This is a genomic window from Limnomicrobium aquaticum (genome assembly GCF_040545545.1).
In the GTDB taxonomy this organism is placed as follows: domain Bacteria; phylum Pseudomonadota; class Alphaproteobacteria; order Rhizobiales; family Rhizobiaceae; genus Ensifer_A; species Ensifer_A aquaticum.
The window spans coordinates 159853-185286 of record NZ_JBEPMB010000001.1 but is presented as its reverse complement, the minus strand read 5'-3'; the positions used below and the strand labels follow the sequence as shown (position 1 = coordinate 185286).

Here is a 25434-nt window from a genome sequence, read left to right as displayed (position 1 = left end):
AATGTCGATGCGCGCCCTGACCAAGAGCCTTTTTGCCATTCTGCTTTCGGGGTCCGTCGCAGCCCCCGCCGGCGCCACCTGCCTTCGCGGCATCAACCTGTCGGGCGCGGAATTCAACGGCCGCGGCGCCAAGGTCAACACCGATTACACCTACCCGTCGCAGAAGATCATCGACTATTTCGCCTCGAAAAAGCTCAACACCGTGCGCCTGCCAATCCTCTGGGAGCGCCTGCAGCCGGTCCTCAACCAGCAGCTCGACCCGGACGAACTCGGCCGGCTGAAGACCTCTGTTGCTCAGATGCGCAAGGCAGGCCTCGGCGTCATCATCGACCCGCACAATTTCGCCACCTATGACGATATCCAGATCGGCACGCCGTTCGTCTCCTATGGCGATTTCGCCGATTTCTGGCGTCGAGTGGCGAACGAATTCGCCAATCAGGACGGCATCTATTTCGGCGTGATGAATGAACCCTTCCATATGCCCGCCACGCAATGGCAGCCCGCCGCCAGTGCCGCCGTCGCCGCGATCCGCGAGACGGGTGCGAAGAACCTCATCCTCGTGCCCGGCGTCGAATGGACCTCGGCGCGCGAATGGGAGCGCGCAAGTGCTGCGGAGATGATCAAGGTCACCGATCCGGCGGACAATTTCGCCTTCGAATTCCACCAGTATCTCGACAGCGATTTTTCAGGCACGCATGACACCTGCCCGCGCGCCGACGACGCGCTTGCCGCGATCAACAAGGTGACGGACTGGCTAAGGGCCAACAAGCGGCGCGGCGTGCTGGGCGAATTCGGCGGCAGCGGCAAGCCCGAATGCCTCAAGGGCATTGCCGACATGGTGCAGGCGATGAACACGGCCAAGGATGTCTGGATCGGCTGGACCTACTGGGTGGCGGGCGACTGGTGGCCGGCGACCGAAATCAACAACGTCACCCCCACCAGGGAGGGCGACCGCCCTCAGCTCGCGAGCCTCATCGGTCCCGGATTGGGCGACAAGTCCTGCGCCGGGTTCTGAGCCCCCTCGCCCTCCGGCCTCGCGCCGTTCGCCGTGCCGAGAATGAACCAGAGAAGCCCGGCCGTTTTCAGCGAATAGCCGGAATTGGAGATGATCATCAGAAGCAGCAGATAGATGATCGCCATGCTGTGGAAGTTCCACGCTCTTGCCGTCTTGCCCGGCGCGAAGACGAAGAGCGCCCAAAGCCCGACGAAACCAGCTAGCCCGAATTGGGTCAGCGAATAGGCAAGGCCTGAGTCCGCCGTGAACTTGTCCGTCACTTCGGCGCCGAGAATCACCCCGGCCCCAAGCTGCGTGATGAGATGCGCCGTCACGTTGAGGCGGCCGCTGATGTCGTTGGGGCCGCCATGCGTCCCGCTGACAAGTCCGTAGATGGTGAGAAGCGTCAGGATCAGGAAAGGCAGGACCAGCCAGATCGTGCGCGGGAGGATCTGGAAGAACGGCCTGAGCAGCGTCATCGCAATGCAGGAATAAAGGCCGAAACGGGCATCCGCGAGAACGATGAGCGCCAAAGCGCAGGCGAAGGTCACCCAGCGCCAGACCCGCATTTCCTTGCGGAACAGCGCCCAGGCATAGATGATCACCCCGTAATTCCCCGTCGATACCGGCTCCAGGAAGACCGACGACACGCGGTGTTGACCGAGGAAGGGCAATATCGTTCGCGGTTCAGGTCTCAGACCGCTGATAAAGAGGCCGCGCGTATGCCCGAACGTATCTGTCAGCGTCAGCGACCCTCTGGCGAGGTAGTAGCTCAGCACGTTGAAGTTATCGAGGAACTTCTCTACCGCGAAATATTCGAACACGCCGAAGGCAAGGACGAAGATCGCCGAGGATGCGACGAGGAAATCGGCCAGGCGCAGATTGGCGAGACGAAGCCCTGCGAAATAGAAGGCGAAGGGCACCAGAATATCGCGGATCGGCTTGGGATCAAATTGCTGGCGGAACGCAAAGAGCACCAGCATGTAGCCCAGGAACACGCTGAAACTGACATAGAGCCCAACCTTGCGGTCGAGCGCGACGATCAGCGCGCAGCCAATGCAGATCAACTCGCCCAGCATGACATAGCTGTCGCGCACGGCGAAGATGCGCGTATTGACGAAGCAGAGGAACGTGTTGTTGAGCATCCCGCCGAGGACGGCGATGATCGCCAGCAGATAAAGCGAGCGCGCGAGGCTCTCGCCCCGCTCGACCGGCGTGACGGGCGCGCGCCCGCCTATCGGCTGCGGCGGAACTGTCCCCGTCAGGCTCGCCATGCTCAGCCTCGGCTCTCGACCACGATCGCGCCCAGAAGCTTGCCGTCCCACTGAGACAGGCTCTGCATGAGGCTTTCGATTTCCTCGACCGGCGTATCGGCGGTGACAACCATGAAGGTGGCGTCCGCACGGTCAACGATGCCGGGCAGCATGGCGATTGCCGCGTCACCCGCCCCGTTGGCCAGATGCAGGATCGGACCGTTGTTTTCGCGGCGGACGAGGGAGGTTCCGGGCGCCGCACGATAACGAAGCGAGCCGTCCTTCGGATCGGAGGGGGCTGCCAGTGCCACACGCGGACCGCGGCGAACAAGGCGCGCGCGTGCTTCTGCGACGGCTTCCATGCCGTCCGAGAGAAGCACGACCGAGCCCATGCCGATCAGTGTGGTTGCCACGTCATGGATCACAGCGTCGAGGTTCCCGACGCCGGCGGCCGGATAGAACATCACTTCTGCCCGCGAGGCTCCACTTTCACCGAAACGGGCGCGGATCGTCTCCGCAGCGCGTTCGATCTCGGTCTGCGCGGCGGGCGCCGTCCGGATGACCGGGGAATTGACGCGCGCCCTGGTGACAGGACCGGGAGCCACGACCTCCGGCGGTGTCACGGGCGGCTGAGAGGTATTGGCAACCGTTTCGGGCTGAAGCCTGCGACGACCGGGGCCGCCGGGCGTGCCTGCCTGGCTCAACATTTCCCGCAGCACGGCGAGCGCCGAGCCGGCGGCGGCACCAAACAGCAGCCCGGCAATCAGGACCAGGATTTTTGGCGCGCCCGAAGGCTTGACCGGCGGAACCGCAGCAGAGATGACGCGGGCGGAGGTTGGATCGGGTGCCGCCTTGCCGCCGAGCGCCTCGGCTCTGGCAAGCGTGCTCTGATACATGTCCTTCAGGGCCTGCGCCTCGCTTTGCAGCTGCGTCAGACGCGTGCGGGAATCGCTGGTCTGCGCCAGCGCCTTCTGCATGTCGTTGTAGCGCGCCTGCAGCGCGTCCCGGTCGCCAACCGCGCGCTGATAGTTGTTCTTGAGCGACGCGCGAATGCGGTCCAGCTCCGACGTGATGGACGTGCGCATGCTGGCCGCCTGCGCGCGGGCCGCCTTCAGCTGCGGATGCTGTTCGCCGAGATTGGCCGAAAGCTGCGCTTCCGAATCGAGAAGCTGCGCGTAGCGCGTGCGCAGGCTGACAAGCGCGTTGGACTGCAGCGCCTCCGGGATCGCGCCGGCCTGGATATCGGCCATGGTAACCTTCTGGGCCTGGTCGTAAATCGTCTTCTGCTGCTCGACCCGGGTCTTTGCTGCGGCCAGCTGCTGGTTCAGCGCCTCAAGCTGCTGGTCGGCGACCAGCCCGCCGGCAGGCGTCGAATAAAGTCCATGCGCGGCCTTGTAGGCCTCGACTTCGGCTTGCGCCTTCTGCAGCTTGGCGGAAAGTGCCGCCGCCTGATCCTTCAGGGTATCGCCGATGCGCTGCGTGCTGCCCGCCCGGCTCTTGTCGACCTGGGCGAGATAGGCGTCTGCCGTCGCGTTGGCGATATCGGCTGCCATCTTGGCGTTCGGATGCTTGGCATTGATGGAAAAGACCAGCGACTGGTCGGCGCGAACCACCGACAGGTCGTCAGCAAGCGAATCCATCGCTTCGCGACGGCGCTCGGCTTCACTCAGCGATTTGCCGCCGATGAGGCGCGCGAGAAGACCGCCCGAACGCGGCGCGGCCAGCCAGTCATCATTTTGAAGATTGAGCTTGTCGACGACGGGGCCGACAACTTCGGCAGACTGCATGACATAGAGCTGGCTGTCGGTCGTGGCCTGCGCGGATGCGCCGGCCGCTCCGCCACCAGCCGCCGCAGCGGGATCGCTCACGGGCGTCTGCAACGCGGCGGGATCGACGATCAGCTGGACAGAGGCCCGATAGGTCGGCGTTTGAAGGGTTGCGAATCCGAGGGCAAGAACGCCGCACAGCGCCGTTGACGCGGCCGGATAGGCCCAGCGGCGACGCAAGATGCCCGGCAGTTGAAAAATGTCGATATCCATACGCAATACGATCCCGATTAACCAACCAATCAGCAAAGGTCTCTGGGAGCGAAATTGCCAGAGTATGATTAACAATCGGTCAATCCGTGCGAGACGCGATTCACCATGTTTTCCGGTTGCAGGGCGCTGCAGCCAATCTTTAACGGCAGGCCTTTATGGTGGCGCCCATGTCGTCGATATGGACCCGGAAATGCCGCAAGAACCCTCTGTAAATATCAACCCTCCCCTCATCTCGATGGTCGCCTCCACACTCGGCCGCGATGTCGAAATGCGGCTGTTGCTCGACACGCTGAGCGCGCAGGACGACAACCGCTTCGAGCTGATCGTGGTCGACCAGAACGCCGACGATCGGCTGGTTCCGATCCTTGCGGTCTATGAGGACCGCTTCCCGATCCGTCACATCAGGTCAAAGGAGAAAGGCCTCGATCGAGGCCGCAATCTCGGCGCGCGGCATGCGACAGGCGAGTGGCTCCTCTTTCCAGACGACGACAGCTGGTATCCGGCGGATTTTCTCAAGACGCTGCGCCGGCTCATCGAGACGGAACCGGCAGACATCTATTCCGGCCGATCACTCAACAAGGACGGCAAGGAAATCATGGTCTCCTTCGTCGCCGAGGATGCTGAGATCTCGCGGGCCAACATCTGGCACGTGCTGATCGAATGGGTCATCGTCTTCCGTGCGGAGACCTACCGCAAGGCGGGCGGCTTCGACGAGGATCTGGGCGCAGGATCCGGCACACCGTGGAATTCCGGCGAGGGCCAGGATCTGGTGCTGCGGTGCCTGTCCCAAGGTGCGAAGGGCTATTTCCGCCGGGCACTCTATGGCTTCCACCCGGAAGAGCAGCCAAATGCCAATCCCGACGCACACATCGCCAAGATGTACGGATATAGCCGGGGCAAGGGCTTCGTCATGCGCCGCCACGGCTATTCATTCTTCGAGTTCCTGCCCGAGCTTCTGCGTCCCGCCGCCGGCTTCCTCGTCTACACGGTAACCGGGAAGCCGACGCTCGCGCGCCGGTCGCTGGCCATGCTGCGCGGCCGGCTCTACGGCTGGCGCAATTTTAAGTCGCGATAAACCATGGCTTGAATTCCGCAGCACCGGCGCGGCGGCCAATCGTATCTCTTAAGCTTTTGACCCTAGGGTCAATCCCGGAATGGCACAGCCGTGTCTGGCATTGGACTTGAGATGAAACCTGTAAACAGCGGCATCGTGAAGAATTCGGTTCTCAACGCGGCGGCCGGGTTGGCCCTGCTGCTGACCGGATTCGCGTCGTCTGTTCTGGTCGCGCGCCTCCTGGGACCGGAGGCGAACGGCATGATCGCCTTTTCGCTCTGGATGGTCGTCACCGGCTCGCTGATCGCGGAACTCGGCACCGGGATCTCCATGCTCCGCATCCTTCCGCAGCTGGTCGCCCGCGGTTATGACAGCAAGGCCCGCCGAGGTTTCGGCGCATTCCTTGCCTGGCCGGTGACGGCCGCAACCCTCTGGCTTGCTGTCGCGTCTACCCTCTGGCTCCACTACGAAGGCCCCGATCACGGCCTGGCCTCGACGCCGGTCATCGCGCTGCTGACAGGCGGGCTGTTCATCACCCAGTCGCTGGCCTCCTTTGCCAAGAGCTTCCTGATCGGCGAACAGCAGCTCGGTTTCTTCTTTCGCGTTTCCGCTGTCAGCGCGGTGCTGCAGGTTGCAGGCGTCGGCATCGGCGCCTGGTACTGGGGCGTCGAGGGCGCGCTGGCCGGCTATGCGCTCGGCCAGATCCCGCTTTTCCTGACAACGTTCAACGTGCTGCGCACCAAGCCTGACAGCTGCGGCATGCAGCCGAAACAGATTGCCAGCACATCCTTCCTGATCATCATCGAGTTTATCGTCGCCGCCGTGTTCCTGACACGACCCGAGATCGTCTTTCTCCAGGAGTTCCGCACCTCCGAAGCGGTCGGCTATTATGCGGTCGCAACCTCGCTTGCCAATCTGGCGCTGCAACTGCCCATGCAGCTCACCGGCAGCCTCGTTCCCTATTACGCGGCCCACGCAGAGGAAAACGGTAAGCTGTCCTCCGACCTTCTCGTCACCGTGATGCGCAACTTTGCCTATCTGACGCTGCCGATGAGTTTCGGTCTCGCCGCCGTCGCCGAACCGCTGGTCACCAGCATCTACGGCCCCGCCTTCCGGGAGGCCGGCATTATCGTGACCATTCTCGCCGCCGGCGTCCCCGCCGCCATGTTCGTGCAGCTCTGCACCCAATATGTCTTTGCCATGGACCGTCAGGATATCCGCCTGCGAACGACGATCGTCGGGTCGATCGCCATGGCTCTGGGACTTTTCGCAGCGGTTCCGTTTCTGGGTGGCGAAGGCGCTGCCGCGATGCGCAATGTGACCTATGTCGTGATGGGCCTCTTCATCATCCGCTTCATCCCGAAATCCGGCAACAATAGCGGTATCGTCCTGCGCATCCTGCGCATTGCCCTGGCGGCCCTCGTCACGGCCGCAGTGGCCTATGCGGCAACGCAGGCTTTGCCGGGCGTCGCGGGCGTGCTGGTCGGCATTGTCGCCGGCGCACTCGTCTACGTGCCTGCGCTGCGCCTCATGCGGGCCGTCGACCCCGCCGACAAGACCACGCTTGCCGGCCTTTCCGTGCGGGTGCCGCAGCGCCTGCGACCGCTCTATGTCCGCATCATCGATCTTGCAGCGCCCGGCCAGGGCCAGGTTGACACGCCATGAACGCCTATAGCAGCAGCACCATGATTGCTTCCACCGTTTCCGGAATGCCCGTCCGCTTCGACCGCCTCGCCGGAATTTTCACCCCTGCCCTTCTCCATGCCACGCCCTCGGACACCGCAGCACTTCTCGTCAGCCCATGGGGCTTCGAAGACATGTCGGTGCGCAAGTTCTATCGGGAGATTTGCGAGGCACTGGCGGGTCAGGGCATTTCAAGCCTGCGCTTCGACCTGCCCGGCACCGGCGATTCCGCCGAAGCACCGGCAGAGATCGGCCTGGAAGACTGGCTGAGCGCGATTGCCGCAGCCGCGCGGGAGACCCAAAGACTTTCCGGCGCCTCGAAGATCATCCTTCTCGGTCACGGGCTCGGCGCGACACTCGCACTGCTGGCCGGGGCCCGTATCGACAATCTCAGCGGCATTGCCCTTCTTGCCCCCGTGACCTCCGGCCGCATCTATGCTCGCGAAACCGGGCTCTGGTGGAAGATGATCGCCACCGATCTCGGCCTTGATGCCGGGCATGTCGAAACGGGCGGCCTGACGATTGCCGGCATGACCATGCCCGAGGGGATCGCGGCGCCCATCCGCAAGCTGCGCGATACAGACCTGACGCTTTCCCGCCCCCTGCCCGTGCTGGCGGTCTGCCGTGCGGGCCGCGACAGCGACAGCGCTCTCGCCGATGCGCTGGAAAGTGCCGGAGCCCCCGTCTCCCGTCTCCCCTATGACGGTTTCGACGGCCTCGTCGTCAATCCGCTGATCTCGCGCACGCCCCCGGCTCTCGTTGCAGAGATCGCACGCTGGGTTCGCAAAATGGCACCGGTCGAATTGGCAGCGACACCTGCCGGGTCTCCATTGCAAGCACCCCTGACCGGCGATGGCTATCGCGAGACCGGCCATCGCTTCGGCGACGGCGGCCGTCTGGTCGGCACGCTCTGCCAGCCCATCGGAGACGCGCGAGGTGCGCCCGTCCTGCTCGTCAGCACGAGTTACGACCGCGCCTCCGCCTGGGCCAATTCCGGCGTGCACATCGCCAGGGAACTGGCAAGGCGGGGCATTGCCAGCCTGCGCTTCGACGCAGCCGGCATTGCCGACAGTCCCGCCATTTCCGGCGATCCGGCGCAGATGCTCTATTCGCAAAGCCTCGACCGCGACGTCGGTGTCGCTCTTGAAGAGCTGAAGGCGCTCACGGGCAAGCAGGTGGTTCTGGCCGGCCGCTGCAGCGGCGGCTACCATGCATTCCAGGCCGGTCTTGCCCATCCGCAAGCTACCGCCGGCATCGTCGTCGTCAACTCCTACGCCTTTGTGTGGGACCCGGCCAAGACGGTCGAGGATGCCCTGAAGAACGTCGCCCGGCCGCTCGGCGACTATTCCAAGCGCGCCATGAACCCGGAGACCTTCCGCCGCATCCTGCGCGGCGAAGTCAACCTCAAGGCCGCTGGTTCAGCCATCGTCCGGGGGTTCGCCGCCAAGCTCTACAACAAGATCGAGCCCGCGCTGGGCAACCTCTCCGCGGGGAACCGTCTCAAGGCCGAGATCAATGCCGCCTTCCGGACGCTGGCCGAACGCAGGCTTCCCGTCGTGCTCGCCTATGGCCAGCACGATCCGGGTCTGGAGCAGAGCCGCATGGTTTTCGGCAGCGATCTTTCCGGCCTCGGTCGCTATGAAAACGCGCGCTTCGTCTCGCTCGGCGACAGCGATCACAACGTGACCGTCCCACAGGCGCAGCAAACGGTGCTTGAGCAAATCGCGAAGGTGGCGCTGGAAGCGGGCGCGAAGAACCGTTAGGCCGTGCACCATCGCAATCAGGTCCGCCATCACCGCTTTTCCCGGACGGCCTGCTTAAGTGGGTCTGATCCCGTTTCCGGTTCAAGAAGAACGGCTTGACCCACAAGCCGGACTCAATCTCTCAGAACCTTGAGACACAACGTCCACCGGCAAGTCTAACCTCACCGGATGGCTTGCCGTCACCGCTGAGCAAGATCCGCTGCGCTCTGCCCGGCGCAAGATGGAACCAGTTGTCCGAGACCTCGAATCCTGGAACATCGATCTGCACATTCTGCGCGAAACGATCGGTCGAGACATCGAGCGCAAAGCCCTGATCTGACTCGACAAGCTCGAGCGTGAACGTCACATCGCGCCGTGCCGCCGAACGGCCCAGCGGGAAATGATAGGCGCTGGCAATCTCGCCGCCGCTCACCCGGTCGATCAGGCGGGCGACCGTCACGTCATGCGAAGGCGGGCCGAAGCGGAAGGCATAGGCCGTATCGAAGAAGGCTCCAAAGAGTTCGGTCGCCGCAATCGTCGAGACTGAATGCGGTTCCAGCGTCAGATCGCGCCGGCCGGACACCACCGGCACCGCGCCGTCGCGCAGGCAGACCAGCTCGACCGTGACCTCAGCCGTTGCCCCGAAATCGTTGACGACATGGAGATCGACGCCATTCGTCCCTTCATCGGCCAGCATGACCTGCAGCCGACGGAAAGCGCGGCGCAGGGCGTGCCAGACGGGCTTGTGCCTGCCCGTGGCATCGATCAGCCCCCAGCCGGGACCAGGCAATAGGTCCTGAAAAGTCCAGGTGAGAGCGCCGCGGCAGGACGAACCCGCCCGCCGCCATTCGGCAAAGGTCGTCTCGATCACCTCTCCCGTCACGGCACGAGACAGATCGAGATAGAGGCCGGGGTGTTCCCGCCGCAGCCTTTCCGGCTCTATGTCGTAAAGGAGCTTCAGATAGAAATCCCGCACATCTTCGAAATCCCAGCTTGCTCCCCGGTCACGCGGGACCCGCGCCTTCCAGCGCGGATCATGGACCGGAGCCACAGGCAGATGCTTGTCGAGCGTCCTCTGCTCCGGCACATGTGCGAAGGCAAGGCTCTCAGTGGCGAAGCGGACATTGGCGCGCCGGGCATCTTCGAGCGGCCGCATATAGGCCCCGACGCCATAGTAATGCGTGACGCCCGAATTCGGCGAAAACGGCATCGCCCCGCCGCAGGGCGAATTGGGAACCCAGACGCAATCCGGGCGATGTTCGCGAACGAGTTCATGCAGGGTCGTCTCGGTCAGGTCCGATTTGTAGACGCTCTCCGGCAGGCCCAGCATGGCCGCCTGCTGATAGACTTCCGAGCCGCCACAAACGACCGTGAGCGATGGCGAGGCGGAAGTCCGGTCGAGCAGTTGCGCGACCTCCTGTTTCAGATCGGCAAGCCAAGTCTCGTCGCTGGCCGGATAATCGAAATTGGCCAGCATCAGCTCTTGCCAGACCATGAGGCCGAGTTCGTCGCAAAGCTTGAAGAACTCTGCGCTCTCATAGGCCATGGTCCCGCCGATGCGGATCATGTTCATGTTGGCGCTCGCCGCCTTTTCAAGCCACGGCCGGTATTCCTCGCGCCCGCCGGGCAGGCTGACGATATCTGCCGTGGTCCACACCGCCCCCCGGCAGAAGACCGGGACGCCGTTGACCTTCAACCCGAAGCCCTGTCCGTCCGCATCGCGATCCACTTCGATCTGGCGGAAGCCGGTGCGCCCGAGGACGATGTGCTGGTCCTGCCACTCAAGCGTCACGTCATGCAGGACCGGCTTGCCATGCGTTCGCGGCCACCACGCTTCGACGCCCGGCAACACCAGCACGGCGGATCCATTCACCACCTTGGCGGACGCTCCGGCGCAGGAGACTGTTGCCCCCTCGGCATGATCGATCCGCACGGCGAGATGCCCGCAGCCCTGTCCATCCAGCCGCGCCGAAATCCTTGCCTCGCCGGGCTGATCCTTCGCCTGTCGAATAACCGAGATTGGCCGCCATGGCCCGACCGCGTGCACCTCGGGGCACCAACCCGGCATGCGCCCGAGTGTGGTCGTGCGGAACAGCCGCACCCCGGGCGGCGTGATCATCTGCGGCCGCCAGCGCGCGCGCGGGCCCTTCTTGTTGAGCAGCGGCCCCAGCGCCCGAAAGCAGATCGCCAGCCGGTCGTCGCCCTGAAGATGCACGGCAACGTCATGGCTCAAATACATGCTTTGACTGACAAGTACCCGGTCGCCGTTGAGCCAGACCTCGGCCACGGTGGCCAGCCCCTCAAAGCGGAGAACAGCATCGCCCGGCTCCTCGTCAAGGCGCAGAACATACCACGCGTCGCGATCATCGAGCGGCATCGGATGGGCTCGGTCAAACCGCCCCACCGCCTCCAGCGCCTGCGCCACCGTGCCGGGCACGAAGGCGGGGATGAAGTCCTCGACTGCCGTTATGTCACTCGGAGAGGCAAACGCGCCCGGCGCAGTCAACTCCATCACCCAGCCTTCTGACAGACGGCAGATCGTCGGTTGGGCGGATGGGGCGGCGTGGTTTGTCATCGTCTTTCTCAGTTTATAATCACCCAGCGACGGCGAATGGAAACGGACTCGCGACCACCCTTCTTATCGTCATCCCGGACTTGATCCGGGATCCAGCGCGCGAAGTCCTTCGCGCAGAAGACTCTTTTCTTAGAGTCCTTTCAGCCCGCAGACGCGGGCTGGCTGTATGCCGGATCAAGTCCGGCATGACGGACAGTTTGTGGCGCCCCACTCCATCCATCTCCCCCACAACGGGGAGATTGGTGGGCGCCTCACCCCAGCGCCCTGCCCGCACTCTCCATCAATTTCTCCCAGGCCTCAGCCGCAGGCTCCAGCGCGCCCGTCAGCGGCTCGAACTTCTTCCGTGTCACCGCGCGCGCCAGCTGGAACTGGGCCGATTTCATCACTTCGGAAATCCGCATTGCATGCGCCGCCGGCTCCGCAAACTCCGGCCCAAGCCATTCGAAATAGCTGCCGCAAAGCTCGAAATTCGCGCCCGCCTGTCTGAGCGTATTGAACGCATATTTGTGGAAGAAGCCGAAGGGGCGTTCGGCGACCTTCGCGGCGGCCTCGGGGAAGATCGCGGAAAAGGCGGCGATCGGGTTTTCGGCCGGCCGGCGGTCGTAGTGATACTGGCCGAGCGACAGCGCCTCCTCGCGCAATTCCCGCTCTTCCGGATAGAAATCCGGCAGCTTGACGAATTCGGTATAGGGCAGGAAAGGCAGCGCGCCCTCGCCCGCATTCATCTGGAACAGCCCGTCGAAATCCTCGCCCGCCAGATGGAAGAAGCCGGCATTGTGGAAATAGTCAAGTTCCTTGTGCTCGAGATCCATCCGGTTGATCGCAACCGTCGTCTTGCCGTGCTCGAGCTTATAAGCCACGCCCTGTGTGTCGGGCATGTAGAAGCTGTCCATCTCGACAAGGCAGATTCGTCCGCGCGCCGCCTGCTCGGCGACATGCATCTCGACACGGTCGTAGATGGCGAGTTCGGTAACGACAATTCCGTAAAGCGTTTCAAGGTCTTCCAGCGGAACCTTGAAAAAGGTCATCTGGTCGCCTTCGAAATCCTGGGTGAGCGTGAAGGCCAGCATGGATTGCGGCGCAAGCCCCTGGGCGGCGAGCAGTTCGATCCAGAGATCGGTATAGCAATTGGTTTCAGGCCACATGCGCTCCGGGGAATGGAGCGCATGCGGCTGATAACCGTTGGGCGTGACGTTCAGAATGCCCGTCATCGGATCACCCGAAGAGGGCGTCGCGGACCTCACTCGGCCACAGCTTGGGATCGAGACCGTGGTGGTGGAAGAGTGCGAGCGCGATGCGCTCCAGACCGAAGCCGACGCAGGCCGTATGTGCGGTTTCGCCGTCCACGGTCTTCAGGTCCCAGGTCTTGCCGAAATGATCCTGATGATAGTTGAAGCTCATGCAGGCCGTCGGCTTGGAAACAGAGGTGATCGGGATGAGCAGTTCGAACTTCAGGTTCTGGTCGCGCTGGTTGTTCTTCATCAGGCGGCCGGCGCGGCCGAAGAACGGGTCGTTGGCGACATCGATATCGACCGGCAGCGCCACCTGCGCCATCAGTTCCTTGCCCTTTTCCATCCATTCCTGGCGGAAGGCCATGACGTCGGCCGGCTTGCCCATGCGGACGAACTCGCGCATGCGGAAGAGCTGCATTCGGGCCGGGTCCATCGACGGCTCATGGCGGAAGCAATAGGACTGGATGTTGAAGAGACCGCCGCTTGGCCCCAGATTGCCGCGCTTGGCGACGATCGGATAGAGCGGATAGCAGGCAGCAGGCGTCAGCACGATGTCAGAGGCCTTCTGGCCGCCGGTCCAGTCTTCGCCCGCTGCCATGCACTGGATGAGATCGGCATGCGCCAGATCGTCGCCGCAGAAACAGTGAACCGTGCCCGCCAGCTGCGGAAAGTTCTTCATGTAGCCCGAGCCTTCGAAATAGCTGCGGTTCATGCCGGGGGGGAAGCGGATGACTTCGGCACCCGTTTCGCCGGAAAACTTGTCGATCAGGCGCTCAAAGCCGGTGATGACATCTTCGAACGTGCCGGAGCGGGCGTAAAGGCCTTCAACGCCGGTGTCGATGAGAAGACCGCTGTCAAAAAGACGGTCGAGGAAAGTCACTTGCATATCCATCACATTATCCCATCAGGCTCGTGTCGAGTTTATGGACAGTCAGCATCGTCGCGGTGTTCGACAGGATGCGTTCGTTGGAAATCATCAGCTGGGCCGAATGCGCGTCGCGCAGGTGGCGGCCGACGCTGTAGGGCGTGCCGTTCTTGTAGCCGGCAATGCCACAGATGATCATGGCCTGGTTGATGACCGAAAGGATCATCTGCGAGGTCGCGATCTTGACGTTGTTCATCGCCACCGCAAAACCCATCGACGAAAGCTGCGCCGGGTCTTCCTTGGCGGCTTCGAAGCGCTCGATGCCGGCAATGACGTTGGACTTGATCAGATGCAGTTCGGCAGTGGCCTCCGCCAGACGCAGCGCGCCGGGAGGCGTGGTGCCGGGGTTGGCGCGGGCGGCAGCACGAACGAAAGCCTGCGCGCGGGTCACGGCATTGAGCGCAATGCCATACCAGGTGGCCGACCAGAGAAGGTGGCAGGTGGCCAGCATCGACTCGGCGGCGATTTCCGCGAACGGCTTCGGCAGGATCTGCACGCTCGGCGCTTCCGCCTTGAAGAGGAAGCCATCCGAGCAGGTGCCGCGCATGCCCATCGTATCCCAGACATGGGTCTGTTCGAGCGTGTACTGGTCCTTCAGGAACACGGTCATGACCTGGTCGGTCGAGGCAGCCTCCTTGTGCGAACGGGATGTGATGAGGATCGCGTCAGCCTGCTTGCCATATGAAATGACGGTCGCTTCCTTGGTCAGGCGGCAGATGTCGCCATCGACCTCGATGGCGCAGATCGAATTGCGCAGGTTGCCGCCGATGCCGGCCTCCGTTGTGGCCGAGCCGAGCAGCAGCTGTTCGCGCACGATGCGATGCATGAAGGCTTCATGCCATTCATCGCCCATGCCGTGCGAGACGCAGCTAGACAGCTTGATGTGATGCATGGCGAAGATCATCGCCGACGAGGCGCATTCCTGCGCGATGATCGAGCAGACTTCGGCGATCTCCGCAATGGTGGCGCCCTCGCCGCCCAGAAGGATCGGAACCTGGATGCCGAACAGGCGCGCCGACTTCATGGCGGCAACGGCTTCGTGCGGGAAGCGGCCTTCCTTGTCGACGGCGTCTGCGTGTTTTGCGGCAATGGCGGCGACTTCGCGGGCGCGCTCGACGAGCCCGGCGCCGCGAATTTCAGACATCATGTTCATCACGCAGCCTCCCTGCCCTCGACAATCGCGGCAACGGTTTCGGCAATCGCGTCAATCGAAGCGAACGACTTGCGGTTCAGCAGGTGATCCGGAAATTCGATGTCGAAGGCATCTTCGATGCCGAGCATCAGCTGCACGGACGCAAAGGAAGAAAGGCCGGCCGCGTAGAGATCCGCGCCATCCGCGAGCGTGTCGACCGCCACAGGCAGGCCGCCGAGCTTGCCCAAAAGTTCCCTGATCTTGTCCTTCATCTTCTTCTCCTTCGCAGAACAGATAGCGAGAGCATCTTTTTTCGATGGGGCAAGAAAACCATAGGCGGGATAAGATCGACCTAAAGAATATGGACAAAAAATCCTTAACCTGCGGGTGTGTCCCAAAACAGGACCGCTTGACAACATACTCGGTAGTATGTCTAATTTTCACCAAGGCCGTTACATGTGAACGCGGCGCAGAACCGGAGAGAACGGAACCGCATGAGCGCCAATGCGTCCCCACAAGGCACTGTCGAGGCGAGCGCCGGCGACGTTCCAGCTTTGGGCGCCATTCCGGCGGGCCTGGTCGAAGAAGGTCAGATCGATATTCTCAACATGGCGGCGCAATGTTTCATGGCGCGCGGCTATGCCTCGACCAGCATAGACGACGTCGCGCGCAAGCTTGGCTCTACGAAGGGCCGCATCTATCACTTCTTCGCCTCCAAGGCCGATCTGTTCTTCGCAGTGGCCGAAGTCGGGATGCAGTTCAACTACGCCGTCGTCGATCCCTGCCTGAAAATGGAAGCGTCCGCGGTGAAGCGGCTGAGCCACATGGCCTTTGCCCATTGCCTGTCGATGATCGAAACGCAAGCCTACCAGCATTCCGTCTGGCAGGGCGTCGAGATCCATGTGCGCGGTTCGACCACGCCCGAGCAGCGCGAGCGGCTGAATGCGCTGATCGACTCGCGCCACCGCTATTCCGAACTGTTCCGCACCGTGATGGAAGAGGCCGCCGCCGATGGCGCGATCGGTTACGACGATCTCGGCATTGCGCGCCAGCTCATGTTCATGACGCTGAACTCGCCGATCTTCTGGTACAAGCCACGCCCCGGCGAAACGGCGCACGACCGCAGAAATATCGCCCGCCAATGCACGAATTTCGCGCTGGCGGGTCTTGGAATTGAGGCAGGGCGCTAAGACCCGCACGCGCCTGCCGGCAACCATGACGACCGAATGAACGTCCAGGGAGGGGCGCGGTCGTCGCCATCGAATTCGATTGAGGAGAATCGTCATGGACTTGAGTTTTTCGCCCGAAGACCTCGCCTTTCAGGCCGAAGTCCGCGACTTCCTCAAGGCAGAGCTGTCACCGCAGCTCGCCGACAAGGTGCGCCACAACAAGACGCTGACCAAGGAAGACATGGTCGGCTGGCACGCGACGCTCAATAGGCGTGGCTGGCTGGCTCAGGACTGGCCGAAACAGTATGGCGGGGCCGACTGGACGCCGGTCCAGCAGCAGATATTCGATGACGAGGCGTCTGCCGCCTGTGCGCCGCGCATCATCCCCTTCGGCCTCAAGATGCTTGCCCCCGTGCTGATGAAATTCGGCTCGGACGCGCAGAAGGCGCATTACCTGCCGCGCATTCTCGACGGCACCGACTGGTGGTGCCAGGGATACTCCGAACCCGGCGCCGGCTCCGACCTTGCCTCGCTCAAGACCCGCGCCGTGCGCGACGGCGACCATTATGTCCTCAACGGCCAGAAGACCTGGACGACGCTCGCGCAATATGCCGACATGATCTTCTGCCTTGTCCGCACCGGAACGGAAGGCAAGCCGCAGGAAGGCATTTCCTTCATTCTGGTCGATATGAAGAGCCCCGGCATCACGGTGCGCCCGATCATCCTTCTGGAAGGCACGCATGAGGTCAACGAAGTCTTCTTCGACAATGTCCGCGTGCCGGCCGAAAACCTGATCGGCGAGGAGAACAAGGGCTGGACCTATGCCAAGTATCTCCTCACCCACGAGCGGACCAACATTGCAGGCATCGGCCCCTCCAAGGCCGCACTTGCCGAGGTGAAACGCATAGCGAAGGCCGAGACGGTGCGTGGCGTGCCGCTCTCCGACGACCCCTATTTCGCCGCCCGCGTCGCGCAGGTGGAAATGGAACTCGACGCGCTCTCCACCACGAACCTGCGCGTCCTCTCCTCTCCGGATGCCGCCGCCTCCGCCGGTTCGATCTCCTCCATGCTGAAGATCAAGGGCACGGAAATCCGCCAGGCGATCAACGACCTCGCCCGCCGCGCCATCGGGCCTTATGCCATGCCCTTTGTCTCCGAAGCGCTGGAGGAAGGCTATAACGGCGAGCCCATCGGCCCCGATTATGCCCTCGGCGTCGCGCCGGATTACTTCAACAACCGCAAGATCAGCATCTTCGGCGGCTCGAACGAAATCCAGCGCGGCATCATCTCGAAAACGGTCATGGGACTGTAAGGGGAGCAAGGCAAATGAACTTCACCCACACGGAAGAACGCCAGCTCTTCAAGGACAGCGTCGCGCGCCTCATCGCCGACACCCACACGCTGGACGCCCGCAACAAGGCAGCCCGGACCGATCTCGGCTTCAGCGCGGAGAAATGGGCGCAATTTGCTGAACTCGGCGCCATTGGCGCACTCTTCTCCGAAGACGACGGCGGCTTTGGCGGCGCGGCCTTCGACGTCACGGTTCTCTTCGAGGAACTCGGGCGCGGCCTCGTCAACGAACCCTTCCTCGCCACCGCCATCCTCGGCGGCGGGCTGATTGCCGAACTCGGCAATGCGGACCAGAAGGCCGTCATCGAAGAGGTTATTGCCGGCACGAAGCAGCTCGCATTCGCCCATGGCGAACCCAAAAGCCGCTACGACGCCAGCCATGTCGAAACCACCGCCAAGAAATCGGGCGACGGCTATGTGCTCAACGGCGCAAAGGCCGTGGTGCTGAATGGTGGTGCAGCCGATCTGCTCGTCGTCTCTGCCCGCTCCTCGGGTGCTGCCTGGGACGAAGACGGCCTCTCGCTCTTCCTCGTGCCCGGCGATGCCGCCGGCCTCTCCCGGACGTCCTACCCTTCCATCGACGGCCTCCACGCCGCCGAAATCCGTCTCGACAATGTGACGGTGGGCGCGGATGCCCTTCTGGGCGGCGAAGCCAAGGCTTGGCCGGCCATCGAGAAGGTTATCGCCCGCGCCAATCTCGCACTTGCCTCCGAGGCCATCGGCGCTATGGAAGTCGCCCGCGACATGACCATCGAATACTTGAAGACCCGCAAGCAGTTCGGCGTCGTCATCGGCAAGTTCCAGGCGCTGCAACACCGCATGGCAACCGTGCTCCTGGAAATCGAACAGGCCCGCTCGTCCGTCATCAACGCCGCCGGCCGCTTCGATGGCTCCCGCGTCGAACGCGAAATGGCCGTCTCCGCCGCCAAGACGCTTGCCGGAAAAATCGGCCGGCTGGTGGCCGAAGAAGCCATCCAGATGCATGGCGGCATCGCCATGACCTGGGAATATGCCGTCGGTCATTTCGCCAAACGGCTGGTGATGATAGACCACATGTTCGGCGACGTGGACTACCACATCGCCCGGTATGTGGCTCTGTCGAAGGAAGCAGCTTAGTGCAGGCGTTGGTACTGGAAGAAAAGGGCCGATTGAGCCTCCGGGATTATCCCGTCAGCCTCGAGTTGGGCCCGCATGACGTTCGCATCGCGATCCACACGGTCGGCATCTGCGGCTCGGACGTGCATTACTACACCCACGGCAAGATCGGCCCCTTCGTTGTGAAGGAGCCGATGATCCTGGGCCACGAGGCGGCAGGCACCGTGACCGCCGTCGGCACGGAAGTCACGCATCTCAAGATTGGCGACCGGGTCTGCATGGAGCCGGGCATTCCGGATCTGAATTCCAAGGCCATGCGGCTCGGCATGTACAATGTCGATCCCGCCGTCCGCTTCTGGGCAACGCCGCCGGTCAACGGTTGCCTGACGCCCGAAGTCGTCCATCCCGCCGCCTTCACCTTCAAGCTGCCGGACAATGTCAGCTTTGCCGAAGGCGCGATGGTCGAGCCTCTTGCCGTGGGCATTCAGGCCGCACTCAAGGCCGGCATCAAGCCGGGCGACACCGCCGTCGTCATGGGCGCCGGTCCCATCGGCATGATCACCGCGCTCTCCGCACTCGCCGGCGGCTGCTCGCGCGTCATCGTCTCCGATGTCGCCCAGCCGAAGCTCGACATCATCGGGAAATATCCGGGCGTCGAGACGGTCAATGTCCGCAACACGAAGCTTCTCGACTACGTCCGCGCGACTACGGAAGGCTGGGGCGCGGATATCGTCTTCGAAGCCTCGGGCGCGGCCCCCGCCGTCCTCGATGTCGCCAATGTCGTGGCGCCGGGCGGCACCTGCATCATGGTCGGCATGCCGGTCGATCCGGTCCCGGTCGACATCGTCGGGTTGCAGGCAAAGGAAGCAACGCTGAGGACAATCTTCCGCTACGCCAATGTCTATGACCGGGCGATTGCGCTGATCGCGTCGGGCAAGATCGATTTGAAGCCGCTGATCACGGAGACCTTCGCGTTCAGGGATTCGGTCGCCGCATTCGATCGCGCCGTGGAGGCGAGGCCGACGGACGTGAAATTGCAGATCGTGTTGTGAAACACGGATAGGAGGGAGCCAGAAGCCCCCTCACCCCGCCTCCGCTTCGCTCGGCGACCCTCTCCCCAAGGGGAGAGGCGGACCCGCGACGCTGCGGCAGTCTCCCCCTTCTCCCCAGCGGGGAGAAGATGTCCGAAGGACAGATGAGGGGCGGCCCGCAGGGCCGAACCTCACGCCCGTCCGAGCGTGACTTCGACACTCGCACCCTTCTGCCGATCCGACTCTTCCGCCGCATCCAGCAGGAACTGCAAGGCCGCACCCCGCTCGAAATCCGGGATCATCGGCCCGTTGCCGTTGATGGCATCGATGAAGACCTCATAGACCCTCTTCACCGCCGGCGTCTCGATTTCCCGCCATGTCTGCGTCGCCATGTCCTGCGAGCCGAGGCAGGCGAGGAGCTTGCTCTCATTCTGGATGTAGCGCACTTCCAGCCCGCCCCCATCGCCGTAGATGGAAAGCTTCAGGTCGTTGTGATGGCCCGAGGCAAAGCGTGTGGCGGTGATCGTGCCCATCGCGCCGTTGGCCAGCTCCAGATGGCAGACGAAACTGTCGTTCACGTCCAGATCGTACTCGCCGATCCGGTTGCCTTCCGCCTTCTCGAAAGTCTTGAGACGGCCGGAAATCGAAGTCGGGAAGCTGCCCGCGATGTAGGTCGCATAGTCGAGAATATGAATGCCGACATCGCCAAGCACGCCCTTCGAGCCATGCTTCGAGGAGAGCCGCCACAGCCATTGCGGCTCGGTGCGCCAGTCGCCCCAGGCCGCCTGCGTCAGCCAGCTTTGCAGATACTGCGCCTCGAAATGGCGGACGGGACCGATCATGCCCTTCGCCACCATCTCGGCGGCGCGCTGAAGGGCTGCCCCGTTGCGGTAGGAGAGGTTGACCATGTTGACGACGCCCGCAGCCTTCGCCGCATCCGCCATGTCTTTCGCCTTGGCATAATCGGTCGAGAGCGGCTTTTCGCACAAGACATGCTTGCCGGCCTTGAGCAGCGCCAGCGTGGTCGCGTAATGCGCCGAATCCGGCGTCACGTTGGTGGCGGCATCGAATTCGCCCCAGGCGATGGCTTCATCGAGCGTGGCGAAACGGTGCTCGATCTGGTGCTTGTCGCAGAAGGCCTCAAGCTGCACCGGCCGCGTATCGACGCCGCCAACGATTTCCACACCGTCAATTGCCTTGAAGGCCTCGGCGTGATTGTTGGCCATGCCCCCGGTGCCGAGAATGAGAAGTCTGATCGTCATGTCCGGCACTCCTTACCGCAGGCCCTGCTGGCCGGCCATGTGCAGCTTCGGGCCGCGCTCCTCGATCTTTTCCGGCGCCCTGTCGACCGGCACGTTCGGCGCATCGGTCGGCTTGGCGACACGCGCCATCGGGTTATAGGCCCACTTCACCGCATTGCGGATGACGGTCTGGACGTTCGCATCGTGATAGGTCGGATAGGTCTCGTGGCCGGGGCGGAAGTAGAAGACATTGCCCGCACCGCGCTTGTAGGTGAGGCCTGAGCGGAACACCTCCCCGCCCTGGAACCAGCTGACGAACACCGTCTCCAGCGGCTCCGGCACGCCGAAGGGCTCGCCATACATTTCCTCGTTCTCAAGCTCGAAATGATCCGGCAGACCCGCCGTGATCGGATGGTTGCGCGAGGTCACCCACAGCCGCTCGCGCTCGCCCGCCTCCCGCCAGGTGAGATTGCACGGCGCACCCATCAGCCGCTTGAACGGCTTCGAAAAATGTGCCGAATGCAGGAAGATCATGCCCATGCCAGACCAGACAGCCTCGCAGACACGCTCGACAATGGCATCGTCCACCTGCCCATGCGCCGCATGGCCCCACCAGACGAGCACATCGGTCTCCGCCAGCCGCTCCGCCGTCATGCCATGCTCGGCATCCTGCAGAACAACGGAAGAGGCTTGAATTCCCTCGTTCTTGTTCAACGCAGACGCGATGCAATTATGCATGCCGTCCGGATAGATGCCCCGGACAACTTCGCTCTTCTGCTCGTGGACGTTCTCGCCCCATACGGTGACGCGGATGGTCATGACTTCCTCCCTGAATTTGATTTGCTGGACTGTGCCAAGAGAAACGACGCGGCACAAGGAAAAATCCAAAGCGCTTTGGAACTGACGAGATCACAGTTTGTTTCAGGCAAAATTATGAGTGCCGGAAGGATTTTATCGCCGCCGCTCGGCCCGGATCAGGATTGCCCCGCCCAGCAGTGACAGCGCCGCCATGGCAAACCAGGTGAGCGCGTAGGAGAGATGAGAATTCGGGAAGCGGATGATGGTCAACCCGCCGACCGGTAGGCCGCCGGGGTTGGGCGTATCGTCTGCGTCGATGAAGAAGGGAGCGACATGGGTCAGACCCGCCGTCTTACCCATCGCCTCGACATCCCGCGAATACCAGCGCCCGCTTGACGGATCGTTGGAGCGCAGCAGCGTACCGCCGGGTTCGGTGATCCGCAACAGGCCCGTCACCTGAACCGGCCCCGTGGGATCGCCCTCGGCTCGGCTCGCAGCATCCTTGCGGTCGGTCGGCACCCAGCCGCGATTGATATAGAGGATTGCACCGCTCTCAAGCTGCAGGGGGGTCAGGACCCAATAGCCGGGACCGCGTTCGGTCGCGGCATAGACCAGTGCGCTTTTGTCATGAAGGAAGCGGCCAGACGCCGTCGCATGGCGGTATTCGTCATTGGCTGCATTCACGGCCGGCCATGCCGCCTCATCGGCAACCGGGCTCGCATCCGCATGGATGCGCGCATCGACGCGCGCAATGAGGTCAAGCTTCCAGGAACGACGTTCGACCTGCCAGACCCCAAGGCCGATGAAAGTCGCGAAAAAGAAAAGCGTGAGAAATCCGATGCCGATCAGGCGCGATATGCGAGGGGCTTTCGGAGCCGTGCTTTCGGAGATGGGCATATCGTTCATGACTTCGAACCTCCCCTCCCCGCAATGAAAATGGCAAAGGGCGGCCCGCCGATCGAGCGGGCCGCCTTCTTCAAATCAGGGAAGCTGCTTGGCGGCTTCCGGCGTCATCGTCAACGGCATCATGTAGGTGTTCAGGTTATGCATCACCCAGAGCGAGCCGGACAGCGTGATCAGCACGAGGACGACCGTGAAGAGCAGCGCCATCATGTTCCAGCCGCCTTCGGACTTGGTGTCCATGTGCAGGAAGAAGATCATGTGGACGATGATCTGCACGAGGCCGAGACCCATGACGAGAACGGCGGTGACGGTCTTGTCGTCAAGGACATTGCCCATGACCAGCCAGAACGGTATCGCCGTCAGGATGACCGAGAGCACGAAGCCGGTCATGTAGGAGCCGAAGGTGCCGTGGCTCGCGTGGTCGCCATGGTGGTGGTCGTGATGACCGTGATCGCCGTGTGCGTGGCTGTCAGCGTGAGAAGCCATATCAGAGCACTCCCATGAGATAGACGAAGGAGAAGACGCCGATCCAGATGACGTCGAGGAAGTGCCAGAACATGCTGAGCGTCATCATGCGGCGCTTGTTGGCGGCGTTGATGCCGTACCTGTTCATCTGCACCATGAGAACCGCCATCCAAACGAGACCGCAGGTGACGTGCAGACCGTGCGTGCCGACCAGAGTGAAGAAGGCCGACAGGAAGGCGCTGCGCCAGGGGCCGGCGCCTTCGCCGATCAGGTGGTGAAACTCATAAAGTTCGATACCGAGGAAGCAGGCGCCAAAGAAGAAGGTGACCATCATCCAGCTGATCATCAGCCCCTTGTTGCCCTTTTCCATCTCCAGCATGGCAAAGCCATAGGTGATGGAGGAGAAGAGCAGCATGGCGGTGTTGATCGCCACGAGCTTCAGGTCGAACAGTTCCTTGGCGTCCGGGCCACCCGCAAACGAGTGGCCGAGGACGGCGTAGGTGGCAAACAGGATCGCGAAGATGAGGCAGTCGCTCATCAGGTAGATCCAGAAGCCGAGCATGGTGCTCTGCTCGGGATGGTGCTCTTCCCTCATGTAGAAGGTGAGCTCACCGGCGGGTTGCGCATGATGCGAGGTGTTGGCGCTCATCGGTTCACTCCGCAGGAAGCATTTGGGAACGGCGGGCTTCCACAGCAGACACCTCTTCGGCCGGGATGTAGAAGTCGCGGTTGTAGTTGAAGGTGTGGGCAATGGTCACCACGGCGATCGCGACAAAAGACGCGATGGCCAGCCACCAGATATGCCAGACCATGGCAAAGCCGAAGACGATGCTCAGGCCGCCGATGATTGCACCCGTGCCGGTGTTGCGCGGCATGTGGATCGGGATGAAGCCCGAGAGCGGACGGCGGTAGCCATTGTTCTTCATAAACCACCACTGGTCGATCTCGTGAACGACCGGCGTGAACGCGAAGTTGTAGGCCGGCGGCGGCGACGAGGTCGACCATTCCAGTGTACGGCCGTTCCACGGATCGCCCGTTTCGTCACGCAGCTCGTCACGCTTCCAGATCGAATAGGCGATCTGGATGATGAACGAACCGATGCCGAGCAGGATCAGGAAGGCGCCGAAGGCGGCAATGACGAACCAGATCTGCAGGCTCGGATCCTCGAACTGGCTCATGCGGCGGGTCACGCCCATCAGGCCGAGCACGTAGAGCGGCATGAAGGCGAAGTAGAAGCCGATGAACCAGAACCAGAAGGACATCTTGCCCCAGAAGGCATTGAGCTTGAAGCCGAAGGCCTTCGGGAACCAGAAGTTGATGCCGGCAAAGACACCGAAGACCACGCCGCCGATGATCACGTTATGGAAGTGCGCGATCAGGAACAGCGAGTTATGGAGCACGAAGTCGGCCGGCGGAACGGCAAGCAGGACGCCCGTCATACCGCCGATGACGAAGGTCACCATGAAGCCGACGGTCCACAGCATCGGGACCTCATACTTGATGCGGCCATGATACATCGTGAACAGCCAGTTGAACATCTTCGCCCCTGTGGGGATCGAGATGATCATCGTGGTGATACCGAAGAAGGAGTTCACGCTCGCGCCCGAACCCATCGTGAAGAAGTGGTGCAGCCACACGATGTAGGAGAGGATGGTGATGACGCAGGTGGCGTAGACCATCGACGTGTAGCCGAAGAGGCGCTTGGCCGAGAAGGTCGAAACGACTTCCGAGAAGATGCCGAAGACCGGCAGGACCAGGATGTAAACTTCCGGGTGGCCCCAGATCCAGATCAGGTTCACGTAGAGCATGGCGCTGCCGCCATCCGTGTTCGTGAAGAAATGCGTGCCGACATAGCGGTCGAGCGTGAGCAGCGCGAGCACGGCCGTCAGAACCGGGAAGGAAGCGACGATCAGGATGTTGGTGCAGAAGGCGGTCCAGGTGAAGACCGGCATCTTCATCATCGACATGCCAGGGGCGCGCATCTTGAGGATGGTCGCGATCAGGTTCACACCCGAAAGCAATGTCCCGATACCGGCGATCTGCAGGCCCCAGATGTAATAATCCACCCCGACGTCAGGACTGTAGGCGATGTCGGAGAGCGGCGGATAGGCAAGCCAGCCGGTCTTGGCAAACTCGCCGACGAAGAGCGAGATCATGATGATGATACCGCCGGCAACCGTCATCCAGAAGGAGAAGTTGTTGAGGAAGGGGAAGGACACGTCGCGGGCGCCGATCTGCAGCGGTACCACGAAGTTCATGAGGCCCGTGACGAACGGCATCGCCACGAAGAAGATCATGATCACGCCGTGTGCCGTGAAGATCTGGTCGTAGTGATGCGGCGGGAAATATCCCTCATGCCCGTTGAAAGCAATCGCCTGCTGGAAGCGCATCATGAGCGCGTCGGCAAAGCCGCGCAGCAGCATTATGATGGCAAAGACGATATACATGATACCGATCTTCTTGTGGTCGATCGAGGTGAACCACTCGTTCCAGAGATAGCCCCAGAGACGGAAATAGGTGAGCGCGCCCAATACGGCCAGCCCGCCGATCGCAACCCCGATAAAGGTCACGACCAGAATGGGCTCGTGATAGGGAATGGCTTCGAGAGTGAGCTTCCCGAACAGCAATGATGTCCAATCCGCAGTCATCGGATTACCTCAACTTTGTTCTTGCAAATGAAACGGTTTTCAACCGGCCGCTGAAAGCGTGAGAACGCGGAGTGAAGCGGCCGGGATCATATCGTAGTGTACGGA

21 protein-coding genes are annotated in these 25434 nt (G+C 62.5%); 8 read left to right on the top strand and 13 right to left on the bottom strand.

The genetic code is table 11. The features are described from left to right. The first annotated feature begins 7 nt into the window (after positions 1-7). Entirely contained in the window at positions 8-1015 is a 1008-nt protein-coding gene (locus ABID16_RS00895; protein ID WP_354554266.1) for a glycoside hydrolase family 5 protein, read from the top strand. Here ABID16_RS00895 and ABID16_RS00890 read toward each other — a convergent pair. Then, positions 958-2268, bottom strand: coding sequence for a UDP-phosphate alpha N-acetylglucosaminyltransferase (locus ABID16_RS00890; RefSeq protein WP_354554262.1), 1311 nt, complete (start codon positions 2266-2268; stop codon positions 958-960). The genes ABID16_RS00895 and ABID16_RS00890 overlap by 58 nt on opposite strands. A gap of 2 nt (positions 2269-2270) precedes the next feature. Beyond that, complete coding sequence (locus ABID16_RS00885) at positions 2271-4286, bottom strand: GumC family protein (protein WP_354554259.1); 2016 nt, start codon at positions 4284-4286, stop codon at positions 2271-2273. 190 nt (positions 4287-4476) lie between these two features. On the opposite strand from ABID16_RS00885, the gene ABID16_RS00880 reads away from it, so the two are divergent. From ABID16_RS00880 to ABID16_RS00870, 3 genes are all read left to right on the top strand, one after another. Then, positions 4477-5361, top strand: coding sequence for a glycosyltransferase family 2 protein (locus ABID16_RS00880; protein ID WP_354554255.1), 885 nt, complete (start codon positions 4477-4479; stop codon positions 5359-5361). A 111-nt stretch (positions 5362-5472) separates the two neighbouring features. Continuing rightward, complete coding sequence (locus ABID16_RS00875) at positions 5473-7005, top strand: lipopolysaccharide biosynthesis protein (RefSeq protein ID WP_354554251.1); 1533 nt, start codon at positions 5473-5475, stop codon at positions 7003-7005. Continuing rightward, positions 7002-8786: an alpha/beta fold hydrolase gene (locus ABID16_RS00870; RefSeq protein WP_354554246.1), complete on the top strand. Its 1785-nt coding sequence runs from the start codon at positions 7002-7004 to the stop codon at positions 8784-8786. Before ABID16_RS00875 ends, ABID16_RS00870 begins: the two co-directional genes overlap by 4 nt. Positions 8787-8907: 121 nt before the next feature. On the opposite strand, the gene ABID16_RS00865 is transcribed toward ABID16_RS00870, so the two are convergent. The 5 genes from ABID16_RS00865 to ABID16_RS00845 form a co-directional block, all read right to left on the bottom strand. Further along, positions 8908-11340 carry a glycosyl hydrolase 2 galactose-binding domain-containing protein gene (locus tag ABID16_RS00865; protein WP_354554244.1) on the bottom strand — a complete coding sequence of 811 codons (2433 nt, stop codon included), beginning with the start codon at positions 11338-11340 and terminating at the stop codon, positions 8908-8910. Positions 11341-11591: 251 nt separating this feature from the next. Further along, positions 11592-12551, bottom strand: a complete 960-nt coding sequence (locus ABID16_RS00860) for a DUF1839 family protein (protein WP_354554241.1) — start codon at positions 12549-12551, stop codon at positions 11592-11594. Positions 12552-12555: 4 nt separating this feature from the next. After that, complete coding sequence (locus tag ABID16_RS00855; protein WP_354554239.1) at positions 12556-13464, bottom strand: amino acid--[acyl-carrier-protein] ligase; 909 nt, start codon at positions 13462-13464, stop codon at positions 12556-12558. Between the two features lie 4 nt (positions 13465-13468). Then, complete coding sequence (locus tag ABID16_RS00850; protein ID WP_354554237.1) at positions 13469-14650, bottom strand: acyl-CoA dehydrogenase family protein; 1182 nt, start codon at positions 14648-14650, stop codon at positions 13469-13471. After that, complete coding sequence (locus ABID16_RS00845) at positions 14650-14901, bottom strand: acyl carrier protein (protein WP_354554236.1); 252 nt, start codon at positions 14899-14901, stop codon at positions 14650-14652. Before ABID16_RS00845 ends, ABID16_RS00850 begins: the two co-directional genes overlap by 1 nt. A 222-nt stretch (positions 14902-15123) precedes the next feature. Here ABID16_RS00845 and ABID16_RS00840 point away from each other — a divergent pair, with 222 nt between their 5' ends. The 4 genes from ABID16_RS00840 (at position 15124) to ABID16_RS00825 (ending at position 19295) form a co-directional block, all read left to right on the top strand. Continuing rightward, positions 15124-15819: a TetR/AcrR family transcriptional regulator gene (locus ABID16_RS00840; RefSeq protein ID WP_354554234.1), complete on the top strand. Its 696-nt coding sequence runs from the start codon at positions 15124-15126 to the stop codon at positions 15817-15819. A gap of 94 nt (positions 15820-15913) precedes the next feature. Next, on the top strand, positions 15914-17110 hold the full coding sequence (locus tag ABID16_RS00835) for an acyl-CoA dehydrogenase family protein (RefSeq protein WP_354554232.1): 1197 nt from the start codon (positions 15914-15916) through the stop codon (positions 17108-17110). Positions 17111-17124: 14 nt separating this feature from the next. Continuing rightward, a complete protein-coding gene (locus ABID16_RS00830) occupies positions 17125-18264 on the top strand; it encodes an acyl-CoA dehydrogenase family protein (RefSeq protein WP_354554230.1) in 1140 nt (379 codons plus the stop codon). Continuing rightward, positions 18264-19295, top strand: a complete 1032-nt coding sequence (locus ABID16_RS00825) for an NAD(P)-dependent alcohol dehydrogenase (RefSeq protein WP_354554228.1) — start codon at positions 18264-18266, stop codon at positions 19293-19295. The genes ABID16_RS00830 and ABID16_RS00825 overlap by 1 nt, the downstream gene beginning before the upstream one ends. A 170-nt stretch (positions 19296-19465) precedes the next feature. On the opposite strand, the gene ABID16_RS00820 is transcribed toward ABID16_RS00825, so the two are convergent. The 6 genes from ABID16_RS00820 to cyoB form a co-directional block, all read right to left on the bottom strand. Then, entirely contained in the window at positions 19466-20530 is a 1065-nt protein-coding gene (locus ABID16_RS00820) for a Gfo/Idh/MocA family protein (RefSeq protein ID WP_354555868.1), read from the bottom strand. An 18-nt stretch (positions 20531-20548) separates the two neighbouring features. Beyond that, a complete protein-coding gene (locus tag ABID16_RS00815) occupies positions 20549-21334 on the bottom strand; it encodes a ThuA domain-containing protein (protein WP_354554225.1) in 786 nt (261 codons plus the stop codon). Positions 21335-21466: 132 nt separating this feature from the next. Continuing rightward, positions 21467-22219: an SURF1 family protein gene (locus ABID16_RS00810; RefSeq protein ID WP_354554223.1), complete on the bottom strand. Its 753-nt coding sequence runs from the start codon at positions 22217-22219 to the stop codon at positions 21467-21469. 75 nt (positions 22220-22294) lie between these two features. After that, positions 22295-22702: a cytochrome o ubiquinol oxidase subunit IV gene (gene cyoD / locus ABID16_RS00805; protein WP_354554220.1), complete on the bottom strand. Its 408-nt coding sequence runs from the start codon at positions 22700-22702 to the stop codon at positions 22295-22297. A gap of 1 nt (position 22703) precedes the next feature. After that, positions 22704-23330, bottom strand: coding sequence for a cytochrome o ubiquinol oxidase subunit III (cyoC, locus tag ABID16_RS00800; protein WP_354554218.1), 627 nt, complete (start codon positions 23328-23330; stop codon positions 22704-22706). Positions 23331-23334: 4 nt separating this feature from the next. Beyond that, positions 23335-25329, bottom strand: a complete 1995-nt coding sequence (gene cyoB / locus ABID16_RS00795) for a cytochrome o ubiquinol oxidase subunit I (protein ID WP_354554215.1) — start codon at positions 25327-25329, stop codon at positions 23335-23337. Positions 25330-25434 lie beyond the last annotated feature (105 nt).

Coding starts and splice junctions, on each gene's coding strand:
- ABID16_RS00890 (WP_354554262.1), bottom strand. CDS start 2,268: ATGGCGAGCCTGACGGGGACAGTTCCGCCGCAGCCGATAGGCGGGCGC.
- ABID16_RS00895 (WP_354554266.1), top strand. CDS start 8: ATGCGCGCCCTGACCAAGAGCCTTTTTGCCATTCTGCTTTCGGGGTCC.
- ABID16_RS00885 (WP_354554259.1), bottom strand. CDS start 4,286: ATGGATATCGACATTTTTCAACTGCCGGGCATCTTGCGTCGCCGCTGG.
- ABID16_RS00855 (WP_354554239.1), bottom strand. CDS start 13,464: ATGGATATGCAAGTGACTTTCCTCGACCGTCTTTTTGACAGCGGTCTT.
- ABID16_RS00850 (WP_354554237.1), bottom strand. CDS start 14,650: ATGAACATGATGTCTGAAATTCGCGGCGCCGGGCTCGTCGAGCGCGCC.
- ABID16_RS00875 (WP_354554251.1), top strand. CDS start 5,473: ATGAAACCTGTAAACAGCGGCATCGTGAAGAATTCGGTTCTCAACGCG.
- ABID16_RS00815 (WP_354554225.1), bottom strand. CDS start 21,334: ATGACCATCCGCGTCACCGTATGGGGCGAGAACGTCCACGAGCAGAAG.
- cyoB (WP_354554215.1), bottom strand. CDS start 25,329: ATGACTGCGGATTGGACATCATTGCTGTTCGGGAAGCTCACTCTCGAA.
- cyoD (WP_354554220.1), bottom strand. CDS start 22,702: ATGGCTTCTCACGCTGACAGCCACGCACACGGCGATCACGGTCATCAC.
- ABID16_RS00810 (WP_354554223.1), bottom strand. CDS start 22,219: ATGAACGATATGCCCATCTCCGAAAGCACGGCTCCGAAAGCCCCTCGC.
- cyoC (WP_354554218.1), bottom strand. CDS start 23,330: ATGAGCGCCAACACCTCGCATCATGCGCAACCCGCCGGTGAGCTCACC.
- ABID16_RS00865 (WP_354554244.1), bottom strand. CDS start 11,340: ATGACAAACCACGCCGCCCCATCCGCCCAACCGACGATCTGCCGTCTG.
- ABID16_RS00870 (WP_354554246.1), top strand. CDS start 7,002: ATGAACGCCTATAGCAGCAGCACCATGATTGCTTCCACCGTTTCCGGA.
- ABID16_RS00835 (WP_354554232.1), top strand. CDS start 15,914: ATGGACTTGAGTTTTTCGCCCGAAGACCTCGCCTTTCAGGCCGAAGTC.
- ABID16_RS00880 (WP_354554255.1), top strand. CDS start 4,477: ATGCCGCAAGAACCCTCTGTAAATATCAACCCTCCCCTCATCTCGATG.
- ABID16_RS00840 (WP_354554234.1), top strand. CDS start 15,124: ATGAGCGCCAATGCGTCCCCACAAGGCACTGTCGAGGCGAGCGCCGGC.
- ABID16_RS00845 (WP_354554236.1), bottom strand. CDS start 14,901: ATGAAGGACAAGATCAGGGAACTTTTGGGCAAGCTCGGCGGCCTGCCT.
- ABID16_RS00830 (WP_354554230.1), top strand. CDS start 17,125: ATGAACTTCACCCACACGGAAGAACGCCAGCTCTTCAAGGACAGCGTC.
- ABID16_RS00860 (WP_354554241.1), bottom strand. CDS start 12,551: ATGACGGGCATTCTGAACGTCACGCCCAACGGTTATCAGCCGCATGCG.